This is a genomic window from Mesorhizobium sp. ES1-1 (assembly GCF_020164785.1).
Lineage (GTDB): Bacteria > Pseudomonadota > Alphaproteobacteria > Rhizobiales > Rhizobiaceae > Mesorhizobium.
The window spans coordinates 46,005-63,555 of sequence record NZ_JAIUGX010000007.1; the positions used below are offsets into that span (position 1 = coordinate 46,005).

The window sequence follows — 17,551 nt, forward strand, 5'->3', positions numbered from 1 at the left end:
CTGCCTCAGAAGTAGGTCTTCACTGCTCCTGTTATGTCGTAGGCGTCGTTGACGAGGAACAGCACATCCCATTTGTCGAATGTCGTGCAAGGATGAGAGATCCCCAGTCCGACGCGGTCGCCGATCTTGAGGGGTGCGGTTTGCGGATAGCGCAGATAGGCATGCTGGTCATTGCTGGCGATAATCTCGCAGTCCCTCAATCTGACGGGCATTTCGCCATCGCGCGAGATCAGGAGCGGAACCGGAAAGCCGGAATCCGTGCCGAAATCGCGCTTGCCGGCCGTCAGTATCGCCAGGCCGGGCTCTGGACAAGATTGGACATGGGTCCATATTTCCAGCGCGTTGATCAACCCGACAGACTCGGCGGTTGCCGCCAGGATGCGCTTCTGCTCGGCCTGGTAAACGCCGGAATCGTGGCTGACATAGCAACCACTGCGCGTGACGATTTGGGCGCCGGTACCGGCCAAGCCGTCCATTACAATATCATAGAAGGATGAGCCGCCCGCGGTGACAAGCGGCGGGGTGCGTTCGAACAAAGCTTCCGTTGCGCAGCTGCCAAAAAGCGCCACGATCTCATCGACAAAGGCGGCGACCGCATCTGCGGGGCCACCGTTCTTTGGTTTCAAAAGACCTTCAAAGGCTTCGACGCCGCAGAGCTTCAGTTCAGGGGCAGCGCGCGCGGCCCGGGCGATTGCGAGCGCCTGTTCATTGTCACGGCATCCTGTCCTGCCGCCCAAATATCCGCGCTCGACCAACACTTGGATAGGAGAAGCGTTTGCTCCACCGCGCCGCACCGCTTCGCATGCCGCTTGGATGCCTTCCAGGCTGTCCACCAGCATGAAGAAATCCAGGCCGGGCGATGCGCTGAGTTCTGCCACCAGGGCGTCTAGTTCGAGCTTGCCGACCAGCTGGTTAGCCAGAACGATCCGATCGATGCCAAATCGGCGGCAGACCTTTAGCTGATGCAGCGTTGCGACCGTTACGCCCCAGGCGCCGTCTCGAAGCTGCCGCTCCATGATCTGAGGCGCCATCGTGGTCTTGACATGCGGGGCTATCACGGCGTTTCGCCTGGCCACAAAGGCCTGCATCCAGCGCGAATTGTGATCGAGCGCCGATTCGCGGAGCACGGCTGCTGGAAGCGGAACGTCGCCGCGCATCAGGTTCCAGCCCATCTTGCCGACGTCGAGAAGTCGCGCAGAGTGGCCGGGCGGAATGCCTTTAATTGTCTCGTCGAGGACCAGATCGTTCAGAAGTTCGAGATTCATTGCGTCTGCTTTCATCATGCATCCGTGCGGACGGCCGTTCTGCAGCGCACTGCCCGGTGCCACGCTTTCCGCCCGCTTGGCGCTTGCATGAATCATAGAATGGTTTGATGATAAGAAAAGATTTTTCTTAAACGAAACACCGTCGAAGAGGGCGCGATGCGGATTTTCATAGCGGGTATGGACACGGAGACCAACACCTTCGCACCGATACCGACCGGCTATCACAGCTTCGAGGAAATGGGCATTGCCCGCGGCGACGCCACCACCAAGGCGCTCAATGAACCATCCTGCCAGCTCTATGTCTGGCGTCAGCGCGGCGAGGCCGATGGGCACGAAATCATCGAGAGTCTTTGCGTTTGTGCCGAGCCGGGCGGCATCACCATCCGCAAGGTCTATGAGCAATTTCGCGACGAGATCATCAGCGACCTCAAGGCCGCCATGCCCGTAGACTGCGTGCTGCTCGCGCTGCACGGTGCTTTCGTCGCGGAGGGATATGACGATACGGAGGGCGACCTGCTGGCGCATGTGCGGGCAACTGTCGGTCCGGACATTCCCGTGGGTGCCGAGCTTGACCTGCACTGTCACACGACCCGCGAAATGGTCGACAATGCCACGGCGATCATCGCCTACAAGGAATATCCCCACACCGACATCATGGATCGCGCCGGGGAACTGTACCGGATCATCGTCGATGCGGTGGAAGGCAAGGTCCGGCCCGTGATGGCGCTGTATGACTGTCGCATGATCAGCACCTTTCGCGTGCAGGAGCAGCCGATGCGCGGTTTCGTCGACGGCATGATAGCGGCCGAAGGCAAGGATGGTATCCTGTCCGTCTCGCTTGGCCATGGCTTTCCGCATGGCGACGTCGAAGACGTCGGCGCCAGGATGCTGGTGGTCACCGATGGCGACAAATCACTGGCCGAGACCACGGCGGAGAAGTTCGGCAGGCAGCTCTTTGCGCTTAGGCACGAGCTCACCCCGAAATTCCTCGGCATTGACGAGGCGCTGGATCTCGCACTGGCCGAGAGGGAAGGGCCGGTGGTGATAGCCGATGTGTCCGACAATGCCGGAGGTGGCGCGCCGGGCGACTCGACCTATATTCTGCGGCGGCTGGTCGAACGCGGCATTACCGATGTCGCCAGCGCAATGTACTGGGATCCGATCGCTTATCGCTTCTGTGTCGAGGCAGGCGTCGGCGGGACCATCGATCTTCGCATCGGCGGCAAATGCGGCGTTTTTTCCGGCATGCCGATGGACCTGCGTATCACCGTCAACGGCCTCGGCCGCGATCTAACCCAGCGATTCGGCACAATGCCCTGGCCGCTTGGGGACGCTGCGTGGGTTACCACGGACGGCGGCATCGACCTGATCATCAACACCGTGCGCACACAGGTCTTCCACCCCGACTGCATGACCGCGCTCGGCCTTGACCCGGCCGGCAAACGCATCATCATCGTGAAGTCCAACTACCATTTTCAGGCAGGCTTTGCGCCGATCGCAAGCCGCATTCTCTTTTGCGCACCGCCTGGCGCGACCCAGCCGAACTTCGCCTCGATTCCCTACACGAAGCTCAAGAACCCCTACTGGCCGAAGGTGGAGGACCCATTCGCGGCCGATGCGGCTTAAGTACCGGCACCGTTCGGAAGTAATGATGCTGATGGCGACGCCAGGCGCGGGATCGCTGTCTCGTTCACGCCCGTGACGAGGTGGCAGCGAACCGCTCGCAATCCGTCGGCGGGCACGAGGAGCTGCGGCAACTCGCAGCCGGTCGTCGCCCAGGGACAGCGCTCCCGATAGAAGCAACCGGTCGGCAGCGTCCGGTTGCTGGGCAACTCGCCGGCCCGGGCTGCGATCGAGGCCAGCGGTCGTTCGAAACTCGGAACGGCATCGAGGAGCGTTCTGGTGTAGGGATGCTTGGGCGCGTCAAGCACGTCGAGCGCCGGGCCCTCTTCGACGATCTGCCCGAGATACATGACCGCGACGCGATCCGCCACGTGCCGCACCAGCGATACGTCATGCGAAATGAGCACATAAGACAGTTTTCGCTCTGCCTGCAGCCCCAGCAGGAGATTGACGATCTGTGCCTGCACCGAAACGTCCAGCGCCGATGTCGGCTCGTCCAGCACCAGCAGCGCCGGCTCGACCGCCAGCGCCCTGGCGATAGCGATGCGCTGCCGCTGCCCACCCGAGAATTCGTGCGGATAGCGGTCGACATGCTCCGGCCGCAGGCCAACTGAAACGGCAAGCTCGGTCGCCCGATCGATCAGTTCTTTCCGTGCATATCCGCCGCGAATATGCAGAGGCTCGGTGATGAGGCGCCATACGGGTAGCCGAGGATCGAGCGACGACTGCGGATCTTGGAAAATGATCTGCATGTGAGTGCGGCGCGAATGATCGCGTTCAGTTCCCCGCAGCTTGATCGAGCCGGCCGAAACGCTCGTCAGGCCAAGGATTGCCTGGCCGAGTGTCGACTTTCCACAGCCCGATTCACCGACGATGCCGATCGTTTCGCCTTCGGCTACGCTGAAGGACACGCCGTTGACGGCATGGACGTCGGCCCCGCCGAACCATCCCGATGTCACGCGGTAGCGGACTTCGACGTCTTCTACGGAGAGGAGAGGAGGCTCGGTCACGCGGCTTGCGTCTCCTCGATGCGGCGCCAGCATGCGGCGCGTCGGGCGGGCTCTATGGCGGCGAGCGGCGGCACAGCGACGCAGCGCTCGTTGGCCTCTCGGCAGCGGGCTCGAAACAGGCATCCGGCAGGCGGGTCGAGCAGGTCCGGCAAGGTGCCGGGGATCTGCTCCAGCAGTTGCTTGGGTGGCGCAAGGCCAGGCAGGCAGCGTATCAGGGCGCGCGTGTAAGGATGGGCTGGCGCGGCCAGCACCGAGGCGGTCGTGCCCGCCTCCGCCACCCGCCCGGCATAGAGCACATAGAGCCGGTCGCAAAGCTGCGACACCACGGCCATATCGTGCGATATGAAGACGACGGCCGTGCCGGTGCTCCTTGCCTTTTGCTTGATAAGGCTCAGGATCAGCGCCTGCACCGTCACGTCGAGCGCGGTGGTCGGTTCGTCGGCGATGATGAGCTTGGGTTCGCAGGAGAAGGCCATTGCAATCAGCACGCGCTGCCGCATGCCGCCGGAAAGTTCGAACGGATAGGACTGCATGATGCGTTCCGGTTCGCTGATCAGCATGTCGCGCAGCAGACTTGCGGCCTTGCCGGCGGCAGCAGACTTGTCGAGACGCTGATGCCGGCGAATGACCTCGATCACCTGCTCGCCTATGCGCCGGGTCGGATTGAGCGCATTCATAGGCTCCTGGAAGATCGTCGATACCAGACGTCCGCGCACGTGCTGCAGGTCCCGCTCGCTGAGCTTCATCGGATCGCTGCCGAACAGGCGAATGCCGCCGCCGGTGATGCGCGCGCTCCCCTCGGGCAAGAGCCGTGTCGCGGCCATCATCGTCACGGACTTGCCGCAGCCGGACTCCCCAACGACCCCGACGATCTCACCCGCGCGAACGTTGAGGCTCACCCCGTTAAGCGCCTTGATCGGCCCGCGATAGGTGCGGAACTCGAGGGAGAGATCGGAGATTTCGAGAAGCGAGTCGCCATCCGCTGCGGTCATCGGCCACCCAGCCTTGGATCGAGCATATCGCGCAACCCGTCGCCCAGCAGGTTGAAGCCCATGGCGCTGACCAGGATCGCCAAGCCTGGAAAGGTGACATACCACCATTGGTCGAGGAAATAATTGCGCCCGCTCGAGACCATGGATCCCCACTCGGACGTCGGTGGTTGTGCGCCAAGGCCGATGAAGCTCAGCGCGGCGGCCGTCAGGATGGTGCCGCCGAGATCGAGCGTGGCCTGGACGATGATGGGCGACAGGGCATTAGGCAGGATGTGCCAGCGCAAGAGATAGCCAGGCGATGCGCCGAAGCTGCGCGATGCCTTCACATAGGTTCGGTTTCGCAAGGACAACGTCTGCCCGCGCGCCAGCCGCACATAGGCGGGCACCCGCACCACGGCAACCGCCAGCATGGCGTTGAACAGGCTCGGCCCCAACGCAGCGGCCAGAGCCATGGCGAGGATGAGCGCCGGCAGAGCGAGGAATACGTCCATCAGCCGCATGATCGCCGTGTCGACGACGCCGCCGATGACGCCGGACAGGCAGCCGACGATCGATCCGATGACGGTAGAAATGATGACGATGGCAAAGGCGATGCCGCAGGATGCCCGTGCACCGAAGAGCACCCGCGAGAACAGGTCCCGTCCGACTTCGTCTGTGCCGAAAAAATGCTGCAGGCTTGGCGCTGCGAGCCGGGCCGAAAGCGAGATCTTGTCCGGAGGGTAGGGCGCCAACACCGGCGCGGCGATGATAACGATCAGGACCAGCAGCCCGATCGCCGCGCCAATCAGCGTCAGCGGACTTCCCTTGACGCGATACCACAGCCGCCCGATCCCGAGCCGGGGTGCGGCGCGTCGCGGTGCGGCAATGCCGTCCACCGCCATCACCCAAGCTCCCTGATCTGCGGATCGAGCACCATATAGGTCAGGTCGACCGCGAGATTGATCAGGACGTAGCCGAGTGAAGCGACGATGGTGAAGCCCATGATGGCGGGAAAATCCAGTGTCTGGATCGAGGACACGACGTAGCTGCCCATCCCTGGCCAGGCGAAGATCGTTTCTGTCAGCACCGCTCCGTAGAGCAAATCGCCGAAGGCGAGGCCGAGCAGCGTCACGGAGGGGATCAGCGCGTTGGGCAAGGCATGCCGCAGGATGATCGCCGGGCGCGACAGTCCGTTAGCGCGCGCGGTCCGCACATAGTCCTCCTGCAGGACGTCCAGCATCGATGCACGGATCTGGCGCGTGATAATGCCGAGATTGGCGAAGGCGAGGACGAAAGCCGGCAGGATGAGATGATAGAGCGAAGACCAGAAAGCCTTCATGTCGCCTGCGACCAGCGAGTCGACCAGGAAGAAGCCGGTAAATCGTGGCGGCGCGGCGATGCCAAGCGTGATGCGGCCGCTTCCCGGCAATATCGGTATCTTGACATAAAACAGCAGGATGAGCGCCAGCCCGAACCAGAACACCGGCATCGAAATGCCGGCCACCGACACGACACGTGCTGCCTGATCGATCGGACCATCCTTGTAGATCGCCGAGAGCACGCCGAGCGGCACGCCGATCATGATGGACATGATCAGGGCGGCGATGCCGAGTTCAAGCGTTGCAGGCAGGAAGAGGGCGATGTCGCCGAGCACCGGGCGGCGCGTTCGCAAGGACTGGCCCAAATCGCCAGATAGAAGTTGTTTGACATAGATGCCGAACTGCTGGGTGACAGGCTTGTCGAGCCCAAGCTCCTGGCGGACATGCGCCAGCGTTTGTGCCGAGGCCTTGTCCCCGGCGATCAACTGGGCCGGATCGCCGGGGATGAGATGCGAAATGGTGAAAGTGACCACCGCGACGCCGGCCACCACGAAGACCAGCAGGACAAGGCGCCGAAGGATCGTTGAAATGAGCGACATACCTTCGGCGCCGATTTCTATTCGGACTTCGACATTTCGGCGATGTTGTAGACCTGGATCAGCATCGGATTGTAGACATATCCCTTCACCGACGATCGCATGGCGAAGATGTCGTTCTTCTGAAACAGGAGAACGTAGGGAGCGTCTTCATTGGTGATCTTCTGGGCATCGATATAGAGTTGCTCGCGCTTCTTCTGATCGACAGTGCCAAGCGCCTGGGTGATCAGGTCGGTCACCTTCGGATTCTCGTAGAAGGCGCGGTTGCCGGGCGCGCCCATCTTGGTCGGGTCGAACCAGATGTTCATGAACATGAACGGATCGGCGAAATCGGGCGTCCAGGCACCGGCGGCGATGTCGTAGTCGCCCTTGGCAACCAGCTCGCGCTTAGTCGTGTCGGCGACGTTCTTCATATCGAGGGTAACGCCGATCTCGGCGAGCGAAGCCTGGAGCGCGAGACCGACCGGCTCCCAGGCGGAGTCGGCCTGCGAGTAGGTGTAGCTGATGTGCAGATCCGAAACGCCGGCCTCGCTTAGCAGCTGTTTGGCCTTCTCCAGGTCGTAGCTGTACTGCATGCCCTGGGGATCATGGCCCCACATGCCGTCCGGCACAGCGCCGCGCATCTGCTCGGCCTGGCCCTGCATCACGCCGTCGACCAGCCCCTTGTAGTCAGCTGCGTAGGAAATCGCCTGGCGGACCTTCGGATTGTCGAAGGGCGCCTTCTTATTGTTGAGATAGAGATAGATCACGTACAGGCTGGGATTGCTTTCGATGGCGACGCCAGGGCTTTTCTTCATCGCTTCGGCCTGGTCGACCGGCACCTGGTCGATCAGGTCGGCATCCCCGTTCTCCAGCTGCAGGCGGCGCGACGACATCTCGCGGACGATCTTGAAGATGACCTGTTTGAACGCCGGCGCCTTGCCGGCATAATGCGGGTTCGGATCGAGCGTGATCTGCTGGTTGCGCTCCCAGGCCGAGATTTTGAAGGCGCCGCTGCCGGCGCTGTGCTCGGCGAGCCAGGCTTTGGCATCGTCACCGTTGACCGCATGCTCCTGCGCCTTCGGATTGACGATCGATCCGGCCGAGGTTGCCAGCGCCGATAAGAATGGCGCGAAGGGGGCCGACAATTCGAACTTGACCGTCTGTGGGTCGACAACCACGACATCCTTGATGGTCGGGAACATGTCGCCGGGGCCAGCCGCCAGCTTCCTCACGCGGTCGAACGAATATTTGACCGCGGCGGCGTCGACCGGCGAGCCGTCGTCGAACATGTGTCCCGACGCCAGCTTGAACGTCCAGCTGAGATTGTCGGCCGCGGTCGTCCAGCTCTCGGCAAGCTCCGGGATAACTTCGGTCTTGGCACCATCATACTTCACCAACCGCTCGTAGGCGGGAAAGATCAGCGTGTAGCCATTGTTGCTGACTTCGACCCCGGGATCCGCAGTGGGCGGATCCTCGGCTTTTGCGATCACGAGGACATCCTTGTCGGTTGCCCAACTCGCTCCGGCAGAAGTCAGGATTGAAAGGGCGGCGAACGCCCCGAATATCGGCAGGCGGCGTGACAGCATTTAAAGTGCTCCCCTCGAGCTTGTGTTCTGCATCGCGCCGGGTGAGCCCCGAGGGATGCCTTTCCGACACGCTAACACTCGAATTTCGGATAGCAAGCCGATTTTTCGGATAGGAAAGCGATTTTTCTAATGAGACAACCGCCAGCACGGTGGCCTGCTTTTAGAGGCGGCTACCCTGGTCTTGTCGGCATCTTCGGGCGATCGATCATCTGTGTGGCAGAGTTCCGGGACGCATATTATTCCTGAAGCTTAAGCGTGAATTACTCGAAGCGACCGATCGCTTCGGAGCCGATAAGTCTTACCTCGAATTGACCCGCTGCGCCGCCCGCATCGCTGTCGCGCGGCATCGGCTCAAGGGGGCAGGAGGCGAAAGTCGTTGCCCTCCGGCAGCAATTGACCACCATCGACGATGATGGTCGTGCCGGTGATGTAGCTGGCGTCATCCGAAGCGAGGAAAAGGAACGCATTGGCCACGTCGCGCGGGCTGCCCAGCCGGCCAAGCGGAATGGACTCCTCCATATTCTTGATATAGGCGGCGCCACGGTGCTCCTCGATGGCCTCAGTCAGGATATTGCCGGGCTCGACGCCATTGACGGTGATGCCATAACCGGAGAATTCCAGCGCGGCAGCGCGAATGAACCCGTTGATGCCGGCCTTGCTGGCCGAATAGTGGCCGTGACCGGGGCTGGTTACATGCGGGCCGGTTATGGATGATGTGTAGAGCATGCGGCCGGAGCCCTGCGCCTTCATCGGCACCAAGGCAGCGCGGGTCGCATTGAACGTGCCACGCAGATTGACCGCCATGACGCGGTCCCAATCGTCCGCGCTCGTGTTTTCGATGAGCTGCCACGGATAGATCCCGGCATTCTGCACGATGACGTCGAGACGGCCGTGATGCTCGAGCGCCAGCGCTACGGCAGCCTCGGCGTCCGCCACCTGTGAGATGTCGGTGCGGATGAAGGCAGCGTCCAACGCGTCTGCGGTTGCTTGCCCGGCCTCGACCTCTGTGTCGGCGAGCACCAGCTTGGCGCCTTCTTCGGCAAAGCGCGTCGCGATGCCTTTGCCGATGCCGCGGGCGCTACCGATGATCAGAGCTACCTTGTCCTTGAGCCGGTTGGTCATGCGTGCCGTCCTGTCATGCGAGTCTTTGGCGAATTGTCTGCTTGAAGGCGTCGAGCAGCACGGCGGCGAGCACCAGCAGGCCGTGGATCACCTGGGTGAAGTTGGCCGGCAGCCCCATCAGGTTGATCGCCGTGTTGATGGCCGAGAGCAGGAGCACGCCGGCATAGACGCCGGGGAGGGTGCCGACACCGCCCTTCAGGCTGACGCCGCCGATGACGACGGCGGCGAAGGCATTGAACAGCAGACCGACGCCGAGATTTGCCGTTGCGCCCGAGGTGCGGATCGCCAGCAGCCAGCCTGCCAGCCCGGCGATGGCTCCGGCCAGTACAAAAGCGATGATCAGGTTGCGGTTCACGCGGATGCCGGCCCGGAAGGTAGCGGTCTCGTTGCCGCCGATCATCACCAGATGGCGGCCGAAGGGGGTCTTGGCCATGATCAGCGAGAAAACGACGAAACAGGCAACAGCGATCCAGGCGGTGAGCGGCAGGCCGGCGAGGCGCTGGATGCCAAACCACCGGATAGCCGGCGCGAGGTCCTGGGCCGAGCGGCCTCCCGAAATGACAAGGACGAGGCCACGCACCCAGATGTAGGACGCCAGCGTGATGATGAAGGCGCTCATCTTGACCTTCACCACGAGATAGCCGTTGAAGGCGCCGATCAGGCCGCCGACCGCCAGCGCCAGCGCCAGGGAGACCGGAACCATCAGCCATTGCGGGTGCAGTTGCACGCCGAGGCCTATTCCCGAAGAGCAGAAGAGGATGCCGACCGCCATGGCGCTGAGCGCGGCGACGGATTCGACAGACAGGTCCATGTGGCCGGCGATGATGACCAGCGCAAGGCCGATCGACATGACGCCCAGCACACTCGAGGCCTCTATGATGTTGGCGAAGATGCCGAGCTGGAAATAGTTCGGGATGAAGATGGAGAACACCACCAGCACGAACAGCAGCATGAACCATACGAGGTTGTCGAGAACGAACTCCAGGGCGTGGCGGGTGCGGGGGTCCATGGGCTGATCCGGTTGGCGCATGACCCTCGAAAATCATCGATCTTCGGGGAAGGTCATCCGCTAAGTGGAATTGCTGAAAGATTACCCCGGGCCACGGCGGCCCGGAGCATTTCACGCGACGAGCCTACTCGACGGACTTGATGGTGTCCGTCGGCGGCTTCTGGTTGCCCCAGAAGGCCGGGTTGTCGACATTTTCCTTGGTGATCGCGGCACCCGGGATTTTGATATTCGGGCCCCAGGCTTCCTTGGTTACGGTCGATTTCAGGCCCAGAACGTCATATTCGCCGGGCTTGATCTCGTCCTTCTTGACGATCTTGTCCATGAACATGGCGACCGCCGCCGCCTGCGCGTAGAGCGGCTGCTCGACTTCGACGTTGAGCCATCCCTTGCGGATCAGGTCGAGGCCGACCGGAGCGCCGTTCGAACTCATCAACATGACGTCTCCCGGCTTCTTTCCGGCGGCCTCGAGCGAGGCAACGGCGGCGACCGAGAGGTGAGCGGCATGGCTGAAGATCAGGTCGATGTCGGGATTGGCCAGCATCTGGTCGGAGACGATCGTGCCGGCATTGCTCGCTTCCCACTGCATGGCGGGCAGAGAGATGATCTTGACGTCCGGGAAGTCCTTCATCTTCTCCTCGAAGCCCTTCTGGATATCGAGCGTGTACGGATCGCCGGGATCGCCCAGCACCTGCAGGACTTTGCCCTTGACCGAGCCGTTCTTGGCCTTGAGCAGCTTTTCGGCCTGCTCGGCGGCAACGTGGCCGATTTCGACCGTTCCGGCGACGGAGGTGAAGTCGGACGGGGTCGACGTGATCTGGCGGTCGAATTCGACCACCGGGATGCCGGCGGCGCGCGCTGCCTCGATCGACGGCTTTAAAGCGTTGAAGTCGACGGCGGCCAGGATGATGGCTGCTGGCTTCAGCGCGATGACGTCGTTCATCTGTGATTGCTGCGCGTCGGTCTTGTTGTCGGCGTTCAGCGTCTTCACCTCGTAACCGACCTGCTTCAGGAACAGCTCCAGCGCGCTCACCGAGCCGGTCTGGAATTCGTCGAGCAGTGTCGGCACCATGTAGTAGACGATACCCTTGGACTGCGCGAATGCCGGCGTGAGCGTGGCAAAGGCCAGTGCCAGGATACCGAAGACAGCAAGAAGTATTCGCTTCATGTCGTTCGCTCCTGTTAAAGCCGGACCCCTCTTTTGTCCCTCAGCCCGCCGGTCCGGCACCGGCAAGCGTCTCGCCGGTGATCATGTTGATCACCGCGTCGGGACTTGTTTTGTTGCGCGCAACATCGCCCGCCACGACGCCTTGCCGGATCACCACGATCCGGTCGGCAACCTGAAAAGCCTGTTGCATGATATGGGTGATGATGACCACGCCGATGCCCTGGTTGGCAACTTGGCGGATCATGTCTAGTCCGCGCCGCGTCTGCTCGACCCCGAGCGCGGCGAATGGCTCGTCGAGCAGAACGAGTTTGCCGCCCCAATGCACGAAGCGGTTGAGTTCGATGGCTTGCCGCTGGCCGCCCGAAAGGTGCTCGACATTGGCGCGCAGCGATGGGATGCGCGTGCCGGCGCTGGCCAGCGCCTTTTCAACGACAGTTTCCATGGCGCGCTCGTCGAGCACCGGGATGCCAAGAACTTTCCGGGTGATTTCGCGGCCCATGAAAAAATTGGCGACCACGTCGACATTCGTGCACAGCGACAGGTCCTGGTAAACGGTTTCAATGCCGGCCGCCTTGGCCTCGGCGGGCGATTTGGCGAGAAATTCCTTACCCTCGAACAGCATCCGGCCCGAGGTCGGCTCCAGTCCGCCGGCGATGATCTTCACCAGCGTCGACTTGCCGGCGCCATTGTCGCCTAGTAGTGCCACGACCTCGCCGCGGCTGATCGAAAAGCTGATCCCCTTCAGGGCTTCGATCGCGCCATAGTTCTTGGTCACGTTGTCGAGAACCAGCAGCGGTTCGCTCATGCCGCTATCTCCCTTGCCGCTAGAAGATCGCGCCCGCGTTCGCGCTCGGCGGCGAACATTTGACCGAAGCGGGGCGACAGCACTCCGGAAACCGCAAGGGCGGCGGCGCCGCGCAACACCGAATGCCGCCCGCCACGCGCGACCATGACGCGCGGCGTCGCCCGATCCTTGCGCGCCGAGACGGAATTGTGGAGGCCCTTGGCGGAACCGGCAAGCCGTTCGAGCAGGTCCGTCGAGGCCAGACCGCCGAGGATGATCGTTTCAGGGTCGAACAGATTCTCGATGATGGCGACCGCATTATGGAAAATCGGGCTGACTTGCTCGACCCAATCGGACTCGCTGCCGTTCCAGCGCCGCAATGCCTCAAGGGAGAGATATCTTTCGAGGCAGCCCCTGTTGCCGCAGGGGCACGGCTCTCCGTCGGGGACGACGGGTATGTGCCCGACTTCGCCGGCGTTGCCCCACGCTCCGCGCAAGACGCCGCCGTCATGAACCATGACGCCGCCAAGTCCCACGCCGAAATAGAGATAATAGTATTCCGGGAACTGGGCTCCCAACCCGTAGAGCCGTTCGCCCATGGCGGCCGCAGCCATGTCTGTCTCGAAAAACGCCGGCAGTCCGGTGGCCTCCGCCAGCCGCTCACGCAGCGCCACGTCTTTCCATCCGGTCATGGTGGTCGGGCCGACAAAACTCATCGACTCGACGCCGAACGGTCCGGGCAGGGCGAGGCCGACCCCGAGCACCCGCCCTCCGGCCCGCAATCCGGTGAGTTCCATCACCATCGCCCGGATGAGTTCGAAGGCGTGGTCCGGGGTTGCGCTTGGCGCCTCGCGGTATGTGCTCTCGATCACGTCGCCGCTGAGATTGATCAAGGCTGCGTTGATGCCAAGCGGGGTGATGTGCACGCCGACGGCATAGCCGCCGTCCGGATTGATCCGTAATGTAGCGGGCGGCAGGCCGCGCCCCTTGGGCTCTTCGCGCACGGACAGTATGTAGCCCTGCTCTTCCAGTTCGCGCACGATAGTCGAGACGGTCTGGACGGTGAGGCCGACACGGGCGGCGATCTCGCCCCGGGCAATCGGCCCATGCAGGCGGATGGACTCAAGCACGATGCGCCGGTTGTACGGCCGTCCGAACTCCTGATTTGTCCCCCGCAATGCCATGCTTTGCGCCCCTTGGAGCCACAGCTTTGCATTGCTCATTTATTCAGTCAAATGGAATTCAAAAATATCACCAGCGTGTTCACAGCGCGGCGTTGTTGCCGGGAGATCCGGTTAGGACCTGTTCACTTGCGCTCCTTGGCCGATTGCCGCGATGTTGAAAGCGAGGCAATGGGAGACGAGGCCGTGACGGCATCGAACAAAGCATGGAGCGAAAATGATCGAATTGCCGTTTGCCCGCGAAGAATATCAGCAACGGCTTCGAAAGATCCGGGCAGAGATGGCGAGACGCGGCCTCGAATTGCTGGTCGTCAATGACGTTGCCAACCAGCATTACATCACCGGTTACGATGGCTGGTCGTTCTACACGCCACAGGTCGTGCTGGTTCCGGTGGAAGATGTCGAACCGGTTTGGATAGGGCGCGCGATGGACGCCGCCGGCGGTCTTCTGACGGTCTGGATGAAGGCGGAGAACGTGGTTGGCTTCCCGGAAGATCATGTTCAGCGTGACGATCGCCATCCCATGGATTGGATCGCGAACTGGATCGTTGCCAAGGGCTTGGGCAGCCGCCACATCGGCATCGAGCTCGAAGCCTATTATTTCTCTCCCAAGGCGCATGCCCGGCTCACCGCCGGGCTACCCAATGCCAAATGGCATGATGCCGACCTGCTGGTGAACTGGATCCGCGCGGTCAAGTCGGCGCCCGAGATTGCCTATCTGCGCAAGGCGTCGACGCTGGCGGAAGCGGCTGTCGCGCGGGCCTTCGAGATTATCGCGCCCGGCGTGCGCGAATGCGATGCGATTGCCGCCATCCAGGCGGCGCAGATCGCCGGCAGCCCTGACTTCGCGGGAGACATCACGGCACTTCCGCCGACCATCCTCGGCGGCGAGAACGCCTCGGCCCCGCACATCATGTGGAGCGACAGGCGCTTCGGTGACAATGAGACCATTGCCCTTGAACTTGCCGGTGTCTGCCGCCGTTACGCGGCGGGGCTGGCAAGAACGATGCAGGTCGGCAGGACGCCGGCGCGTGTGTCGGACACGGCAAAGGCGGTTATCGAGGGCATGGATGCGGTGCTCGACGCGGTCAAGCCGGGAACGACCGCGGAAGCGGTCGAGGCCGCATGGCGCAAGGTGATCCAGCGTTACGGGCTTAAGAAGGAATCGCGCATCGGCTATTCCATCGGCGTTGCCTATCCGCCGGATTGGGGCGAACACACGATTAGCCTGCGCCAGGGCGACAAGACGGTGCTGAGGCCCGGCAACGTCCTTCACTCGATCCTGGGAATGTGGATGGACGGTTGGGGCATAGAGGTGAGCGAGACTATCCTGGTCACTGAAACCGGCAACGAAACCCTGACCAGGTTTCCGCGAGAGATCCATGTCAAAGGGTGAGGATCCGGCCGCGGCCGGCCATGTTGCGGCCCCTGATATCGATGCCGGGATTCTTGATGGGATGATCGAAATCCGCCGGCACCTGCATCGCAATCCCGAGCTGTCGAACAAGGAAGCCAACACGCAGGCATATCTCAGGCAGATGCTGGCTTCACAAGGCATTGCCGATATTCGCGACGTTGCCGGCTTTGGTCTGGCCGTCGACATCATCGGCACCGGCGGGCCCTCAAACCGCAAGGTGGCCATTCGGGCCGACATCGATGCCTTGCCGATCGACGAGGCGTCCGGTGTCGACTTCTCCTCGATCAATCCAGGCGTCATGCATGCGTGCGGTCACGACGCGCATGCCGCAATGGCCTTCGCGGTGGCCGCCCATCTTCATCGCTCGAGAGCCGATTTCGGCGGCACGGTGCGCCTCATCTTCCAGCCCGCCGAGGAAGACGAGCCGTCGGGCGGACGGCGGGTGGTGGAAGAGGGATTGCTCGACGATGTCGACGCGGCCATCTGTCTCCATGTCGATCCCTACACGCCGTCCGGTAAGATCGCCGTCGGTGCCGGATCTTACACCCTGGCATGCGATACGTTCGATGCGGTGGTGACGGGGTCGCCAGCACACGCGGCAAAGCCGTATGAAGGCGTCGATGCCATCACCGTGGCCTGCTCCATGGTGAGCGAGCTGCAGAAGATCGTCTCCCGCGAAACCGACCCTTACGATCCCCTGGTCATATCCGTCACCGGCATCAATGGCGGCGGCGCCTATAATGTGGTCGCCGGCAAGGTCGCCTTGAAGGGCACCATCCGCAGCGGCAGCGATGCCACCCGTGAGCGGGCCTGGCGGCGTGTCCGCGAAATTCTGGCGGGAGTAGCCACGACCCATGGCGCCACAGTCCAAGTCGACATCCATAAGGGCGAACCGGGAGTCGTCAACGATGGCGAGATGGCCGGCCTGATTGTTGCCGCTGCCGGCGGCTGTATCGGCGCCGACAACGTGCTCAACACGCCTGGGTGGACGATCGCCGACGACTTTGGCTATTACAGCGAGAAACGCCCATCGGTCTATTTTCGGCTGGGAATCCGCAACGAGGACGCCGGATCGGTGTTCCCGCTGCACCATCCTCGCTTTCGCGTCGACGAGGCCGCCTTGAAGATCGGCGCGGCGACACTGGTTTCCGCCGCGACCTTATTCTTGTCCATGCGATCGGACAGCACGGATTAGGATCAGCGAAGAACGCGCCTAAAGGTACTGCTCGACCTTCTTGCCGATCGTTAGGAAGCGCAGGGGATCGATCGCCTCGCCATTGTGGCGCACTTCGTAGTGGAGATGCGGACCGGTCGACCGGCCGCTGCTGCCGGTCTTCCCGACGACAGCCCCGGCGTCGAGCTTCTCGCCGACCGTCACGTCGATCTCGCTGAGATGCCCGTAACGCGTCGAGAAACCGTTGCCATGGTCGACTTCGACCATCCGGCCGTAGCCGCCGTTCCAGCCGGCCTTCGTGACGACGCCGGGCGCCGTCACCTTGGCGGCCATGCCGATCGGTGCCCGGAAGTCCATGCCCGAATGAAGCGCGGCGCTGCCGAGGATCGGGTCGGTGCGCACGCCGAACGGGCTGGTGACGGTGTGGCCAGGGGCGGGGTTGGCCAGCGGCAACCGGCGCGCCTCCTTCTTCAGATGGTCGAGCGCGTCGAGCGCCTCGTCCAGTTCCTTGACCTTGCTGTCGAAGATCATCGAACTGTCGAGCGGGATCAGCGGTCCGCCGACATCGCTGTTGTCCTTGCCGAAATTGCTGTCGACCGGCAGTCCGGCCGCCTCGAGAGCCTGGGTGATCGCGTCGGCGCTCTTATAGGCATTGTCTGCCAGGGTCGTGATGCGGGTCAGCTGCTCGTTCTCGATGGATTTCAGAGACTTGTTGATCGACACGAACAATTTGTCGGCACGATCGGCGGCAGAATCATTGGGCAGGGAATCGGACCGTGTCGACCACAATGAAAACGGCCTTGTGTCGCCGGTGCCGATGCTTGCGACCTGGTAAGCCTGCCCGGCCGGATTGGCATTGCCGATCAGCTCGGCACGTTTGTCCGCTGCGCCGGCCGCGGCAGGGTCCGCCGCCGGCGGCGCTTCGTTCTCGGCGCGTTCCAAGAGCGGCCCGAGGCGGCCATGGCGCTGGCTCAGCTGGCTCTGTCGTTGCAGCAATTCGCTGACCTTGGACTCCATAAGCTGCTGGTCGAGCAACTGGCGGCTGGTGATGCGATCGACCTGTGACCGAAGCGCCGAGATGCGGTCTTCGTAAGCCTGCTGCATGCGCGCCTGGCGCGACGTCGTCGCGCCGATAAGGTCGTCGCGCAGAACCAGATAAGAGGTCGCCAGGAGATAGCCGACGGCGATCGCGGCCAACGCTGAGCCGAGGAATGCCGCAACCCAAGGCCGGATTGTGAAATGCCGGATTTCGTTGCCCCGGGCGATGATGACCGTATGGGGCTCCCTGCGTCTGCCGAAGACTGCCGACTGACCGTTTGCGTTCACGGGACCAAGCTTTCGTTTACG

At 62.6% G+C, this 17,551-nt stretch carries 15 protein-coding genes; 3 read left to right on the top strand and 12 right to left on the bottom strand.

Translation table 11 applies throughout. The annotated features are described in order from the left end of the window. Nucleotides 1-5: 5 nt before the first annotated feature. Nucleotides 6-1,490, bottom strand: a complete 1,485-nt coding sequence (locus tag LB513_RS13515; RefSeq protein ID WP_224664013.1) for an amino acid deaminase — start codon at nt 1,488-1,490, stop codon at nt 6-8. Between LB513_RS13515 and LB513_RS13520 the strand changes: the two genes are divergently transcribed. Next, nucleotides 1,422-2,891 (top strand): M81 family metallopeptidase, encoded by a 1,470-nt coding sequence (locus LB513_RS13520; protein WP_224664014.1) that lies wholly within the window; start codon nt 1,422-1,424, stop codon nt 2,889-2,891. The two genes, LB513_RS13515 and LB513_RS13520, sit on opposite strands and share 69 nt — an antisense overlap. Here LB513_RS13520 and LB513_RS13525 read toward each other — a convergent pair. The 10 genes from LB513_RS13525 to LB513_RS13570 form a co-directional block, all read right to left on the bottom strand. Further along, entirely contained in the window at nt 2,888-3,898 is a 1,011-nt protein-coding gene (locus LB513_RS13525; protein ID WP_224664015.1) for an ABC transporter ATP-binding protein, read from the bottom strand. The genes LB513_RS13520 and LB513_RS13525 overlap by 4 nt on opposite strands. After that, a complete protein-coding gene (locus LB513_RS13530; RefSeq protein ID WP_224664016.1) occupies nt 3,895-4,890 on the bottom strand; it encodes an ABC transporter ATP-binding protein in 996 nt (331 codons plus the stop codon). The genes LB513_RS13525 and LB513_RS13530 overlap by 4 nt, the downstream gene beginning before the upstream one ends. Beyond that, entirely contained in the window at nt 4,887-5,771 is an 885-nt protein-coding gene (gene ddpC, locus LB513_RS13535) for a D,D-dipeptide ABC transporter permease (RefSeq protein ID WP_224664017.1), read from the bottom strand. Before ddpC ends, LB513_RS13530 begins: the two co-directional genes overlap by 4 nt. After that, nucleotides 5,771-6,787, bottom strand: a complete 1,017-nt coding sequence (locus tag LB513_RS13540; RefSeq protein WP_224664018.1) for an ABC transporter permease — start codon at nt 6,785-6,787, stop codon at nt 5,771-5,773. Before LB513_RS13540 ends, ddpC begins: the two co-directional genes overlap by 1 nt. A 17-nt stretch (nt 6,788-6,804) precedes the next feature. Then, nucleotides 6,805-8,352 carry an ABC transporter substrate-binding protein gene (locus tag LB513_RS13545; protein WP_224664019.1) on the bottom strand — a complete coding sequence of 516 codons (1,548 nt, stop codon included), beginning with the start codon at nt 8,350-8,352 and terminating at the stop codon, nt 6,805-6,807. Between the two features lie 351 nt (nt 8,353-8,703). Then, nucleotides 8,704-9,474: an SDR family oxidoreductase gene (locus LB513_RS13550; RefSeq protein WP_224664020.1), complete on the bottom strand. Its 771-nt coding sequence runs from the start codon at nt 9,472-9,474 to the stop codon at nt 8,704-8,706. Nucleotides 9,475-9,487: 13 nt separating this feature from the next. Beyond that, nucleotides 9,488-10,483, bottom strand: a complete 996-nt coding sequence (locus tag LB513_RS13555; RefSeq protein ID WP_224664021.1) for an ABC transporter permease — start codon at nt 10,481-10,483, stop codon at nt 9,488-9,490. A gap of 124 nt (nt 10,484-10,607) precedes the next feature. Further along, nucleotides 10,608-11,648 carry a sugar ABC transporter substrate-binding protein gene (locus LB513_RS13560; RefSeq protein WP_224664022.1) on the bottom strand — a complete coding sequence of 347 codons (1,041 nt, stop codon included), beginning with the start codon at nt 11,646-11,648 and terminating at the stop codon, nt 10,608-10,610. Between the two features lie 40 nt (nt 11,649-11,688). Next, the gene (locus tag LB513_RS13565; RefSeq protein WP_224664023.1) at nt 11,689-12,453 is read right to left on the bottom strand and encodes an ATP-binding cassette domain-containing protein; all 765 of its coding nucleotides are present in this window, start codon (nt 12,451-12,453) and stop codon (nt 11,689-11,691) included. Beyond that, the gene (locus LB513_RS13570; protein WP_224664024.1) at nt 12,450-13,616 is read right to left on the bottom strand and encodes an ROK family transcriptional regulator; all 1,167 of its coding nucleotides are present in this window, start codon (nt 13,614-13,616) and stop codon (nt 12,450-12,452) included. The genes LB513_RS13565 and LB513_RS13570 overlap by 4 nt, the downstream gene beginning before the upstream one ends. 214 nt (nt 13,617-13,830) lie before the next feature. On the opposite strand from LB513_RS13570, the gene LB513_RS13575 reads away from it, so the two are divergent. Together LB513_RS13575 and LB513_RS13580 are read left to right on the top strand one after the other, a co-directional pair. After that, nucleotides 13,831-15,009, top strand: coding sequence for a M24 family metallopeptidase (locus LB513_RS13575; protein WP_224664025.1), 1,179 nt, complete (start codon nt 13,831-13,833; stop codon nt 15,007-15,009). Then, nucleotides 14,996-16,225, top strand: a complete 1,230-nt coding sequence (locus LB513_RS13580) for a M20 family metallopeptidase (protein WP_224664026.1) — start codon at nt 14,996-14,998, stop codon at nt 16,223-16,225. Before LB513_RS13575 ends, LB513_RS13580 begins: the two co-directional genes overlap by 14 nt. 18 nt (nt 16,226-16,243) lie before the next feature. Here LB513_RS13580 and LB513_RS13585 read toward each other — a convergent pair whose 3' ends face one another. Next, nucleotides 16,244-17,530: a peptidoglycan DD-metalloendopeptidase family protein gene (locus LB513_RS13585; RefSeq protein ID WP_224664027.1), complete on the bottom strand. Its 1,287-nt coding sequence runs from the start codon at nt 17,528-17,530 to the stop codon at nt 16,244-16,246. Nucleotides 17,531-17,551: the final 21 nt, after the last annotated feature.

Bases quoted from the DNA above. Each gene is read 5' to 3' on its own strand.
- LB513_RS13520 (WP_224664014.1), top strand. From the start codon at position 1,422: ATGCGGATTTTCATAGCGGGTATGGACACGGAGACCAACACCTTCGCA.
- LB513_RS13530 (WP_224664016.1), bottom strand. From the start codon at position 4,890: ATGACCGCAGCGGATGGCGACTCGCTTCTCGAAATCTCCGATCTCTCC.
- ddpC (WP_224664017.1), bottom strand. From the start codon at position 5,771: ATGGCGGTGGACGGCATTGCCGCACCGCGACGCGCCGCACCCCGGCTC.
- LB513_RS13540 (WP_224664018.1), bottom strand. From the start codon at position 6,787: ATGTCGCTCATTTCAACGATCCTTCGGCGCCTTGTCCTGCTGGTCTTC.
- LB513_RS13545 (WP_224664019.1), bottom strand. From the start codon at position 8,352: ATGCTGTCACGCCGCCTGCCGATATTCGGGGCGTTCGCCGCCCTTTCA.
- LB513_RS13550 (WP_224664020.1), bottom strand. From the start codon at position 9,474: ATGACCAACCGGCTCAAGGACAAGGTAGCTCTGATCATCGGTAGCGCC.
- LB513_RS13555 (WP_224664021.1), bottom strand. From the start codon at position 10,483: ATGGACCCCCGCACCCGCCACGCCCTGGAGTTCGTTCTCGACAACCTC.
- LB513_RS13560 (WP_224664022.1), bottom strand. From the start codon at position 11,648: ATGAAGCGAATACTTCTTGCTGTCTTCGGTATCCTGGCACTGGCCTTT.
- LB513_RS13565 (WP_224664023.1), bottom strand. From the start codon at position 12,453: ATGAGCGAACCGCTGCTGGTTCTCGACAACGTGACCAAGAACTATGGC.
- LB513_RS13570 (WP_224664024.1), bottom strand. From the start codon at position 13,616: ATGGCATTGCGGGGGACAAATCAGGAGTTCGGACGGCCGTACAACCGG.
- LB513_RS13575 (WP_224664025.1), top strand. From the start codon at position 13,831: ATGATCGAATTGCCGTTTGCCCGCGAAGAATATCAGCAACGGCTTCGA.
- LB513_RS13580 (WP_224664026.1), top strand. From the start codon at position 14,996: ATGTCAAAGGGTGAGGATCCGGCCGCGGCCGGCCATGTTGCGGCCCCT.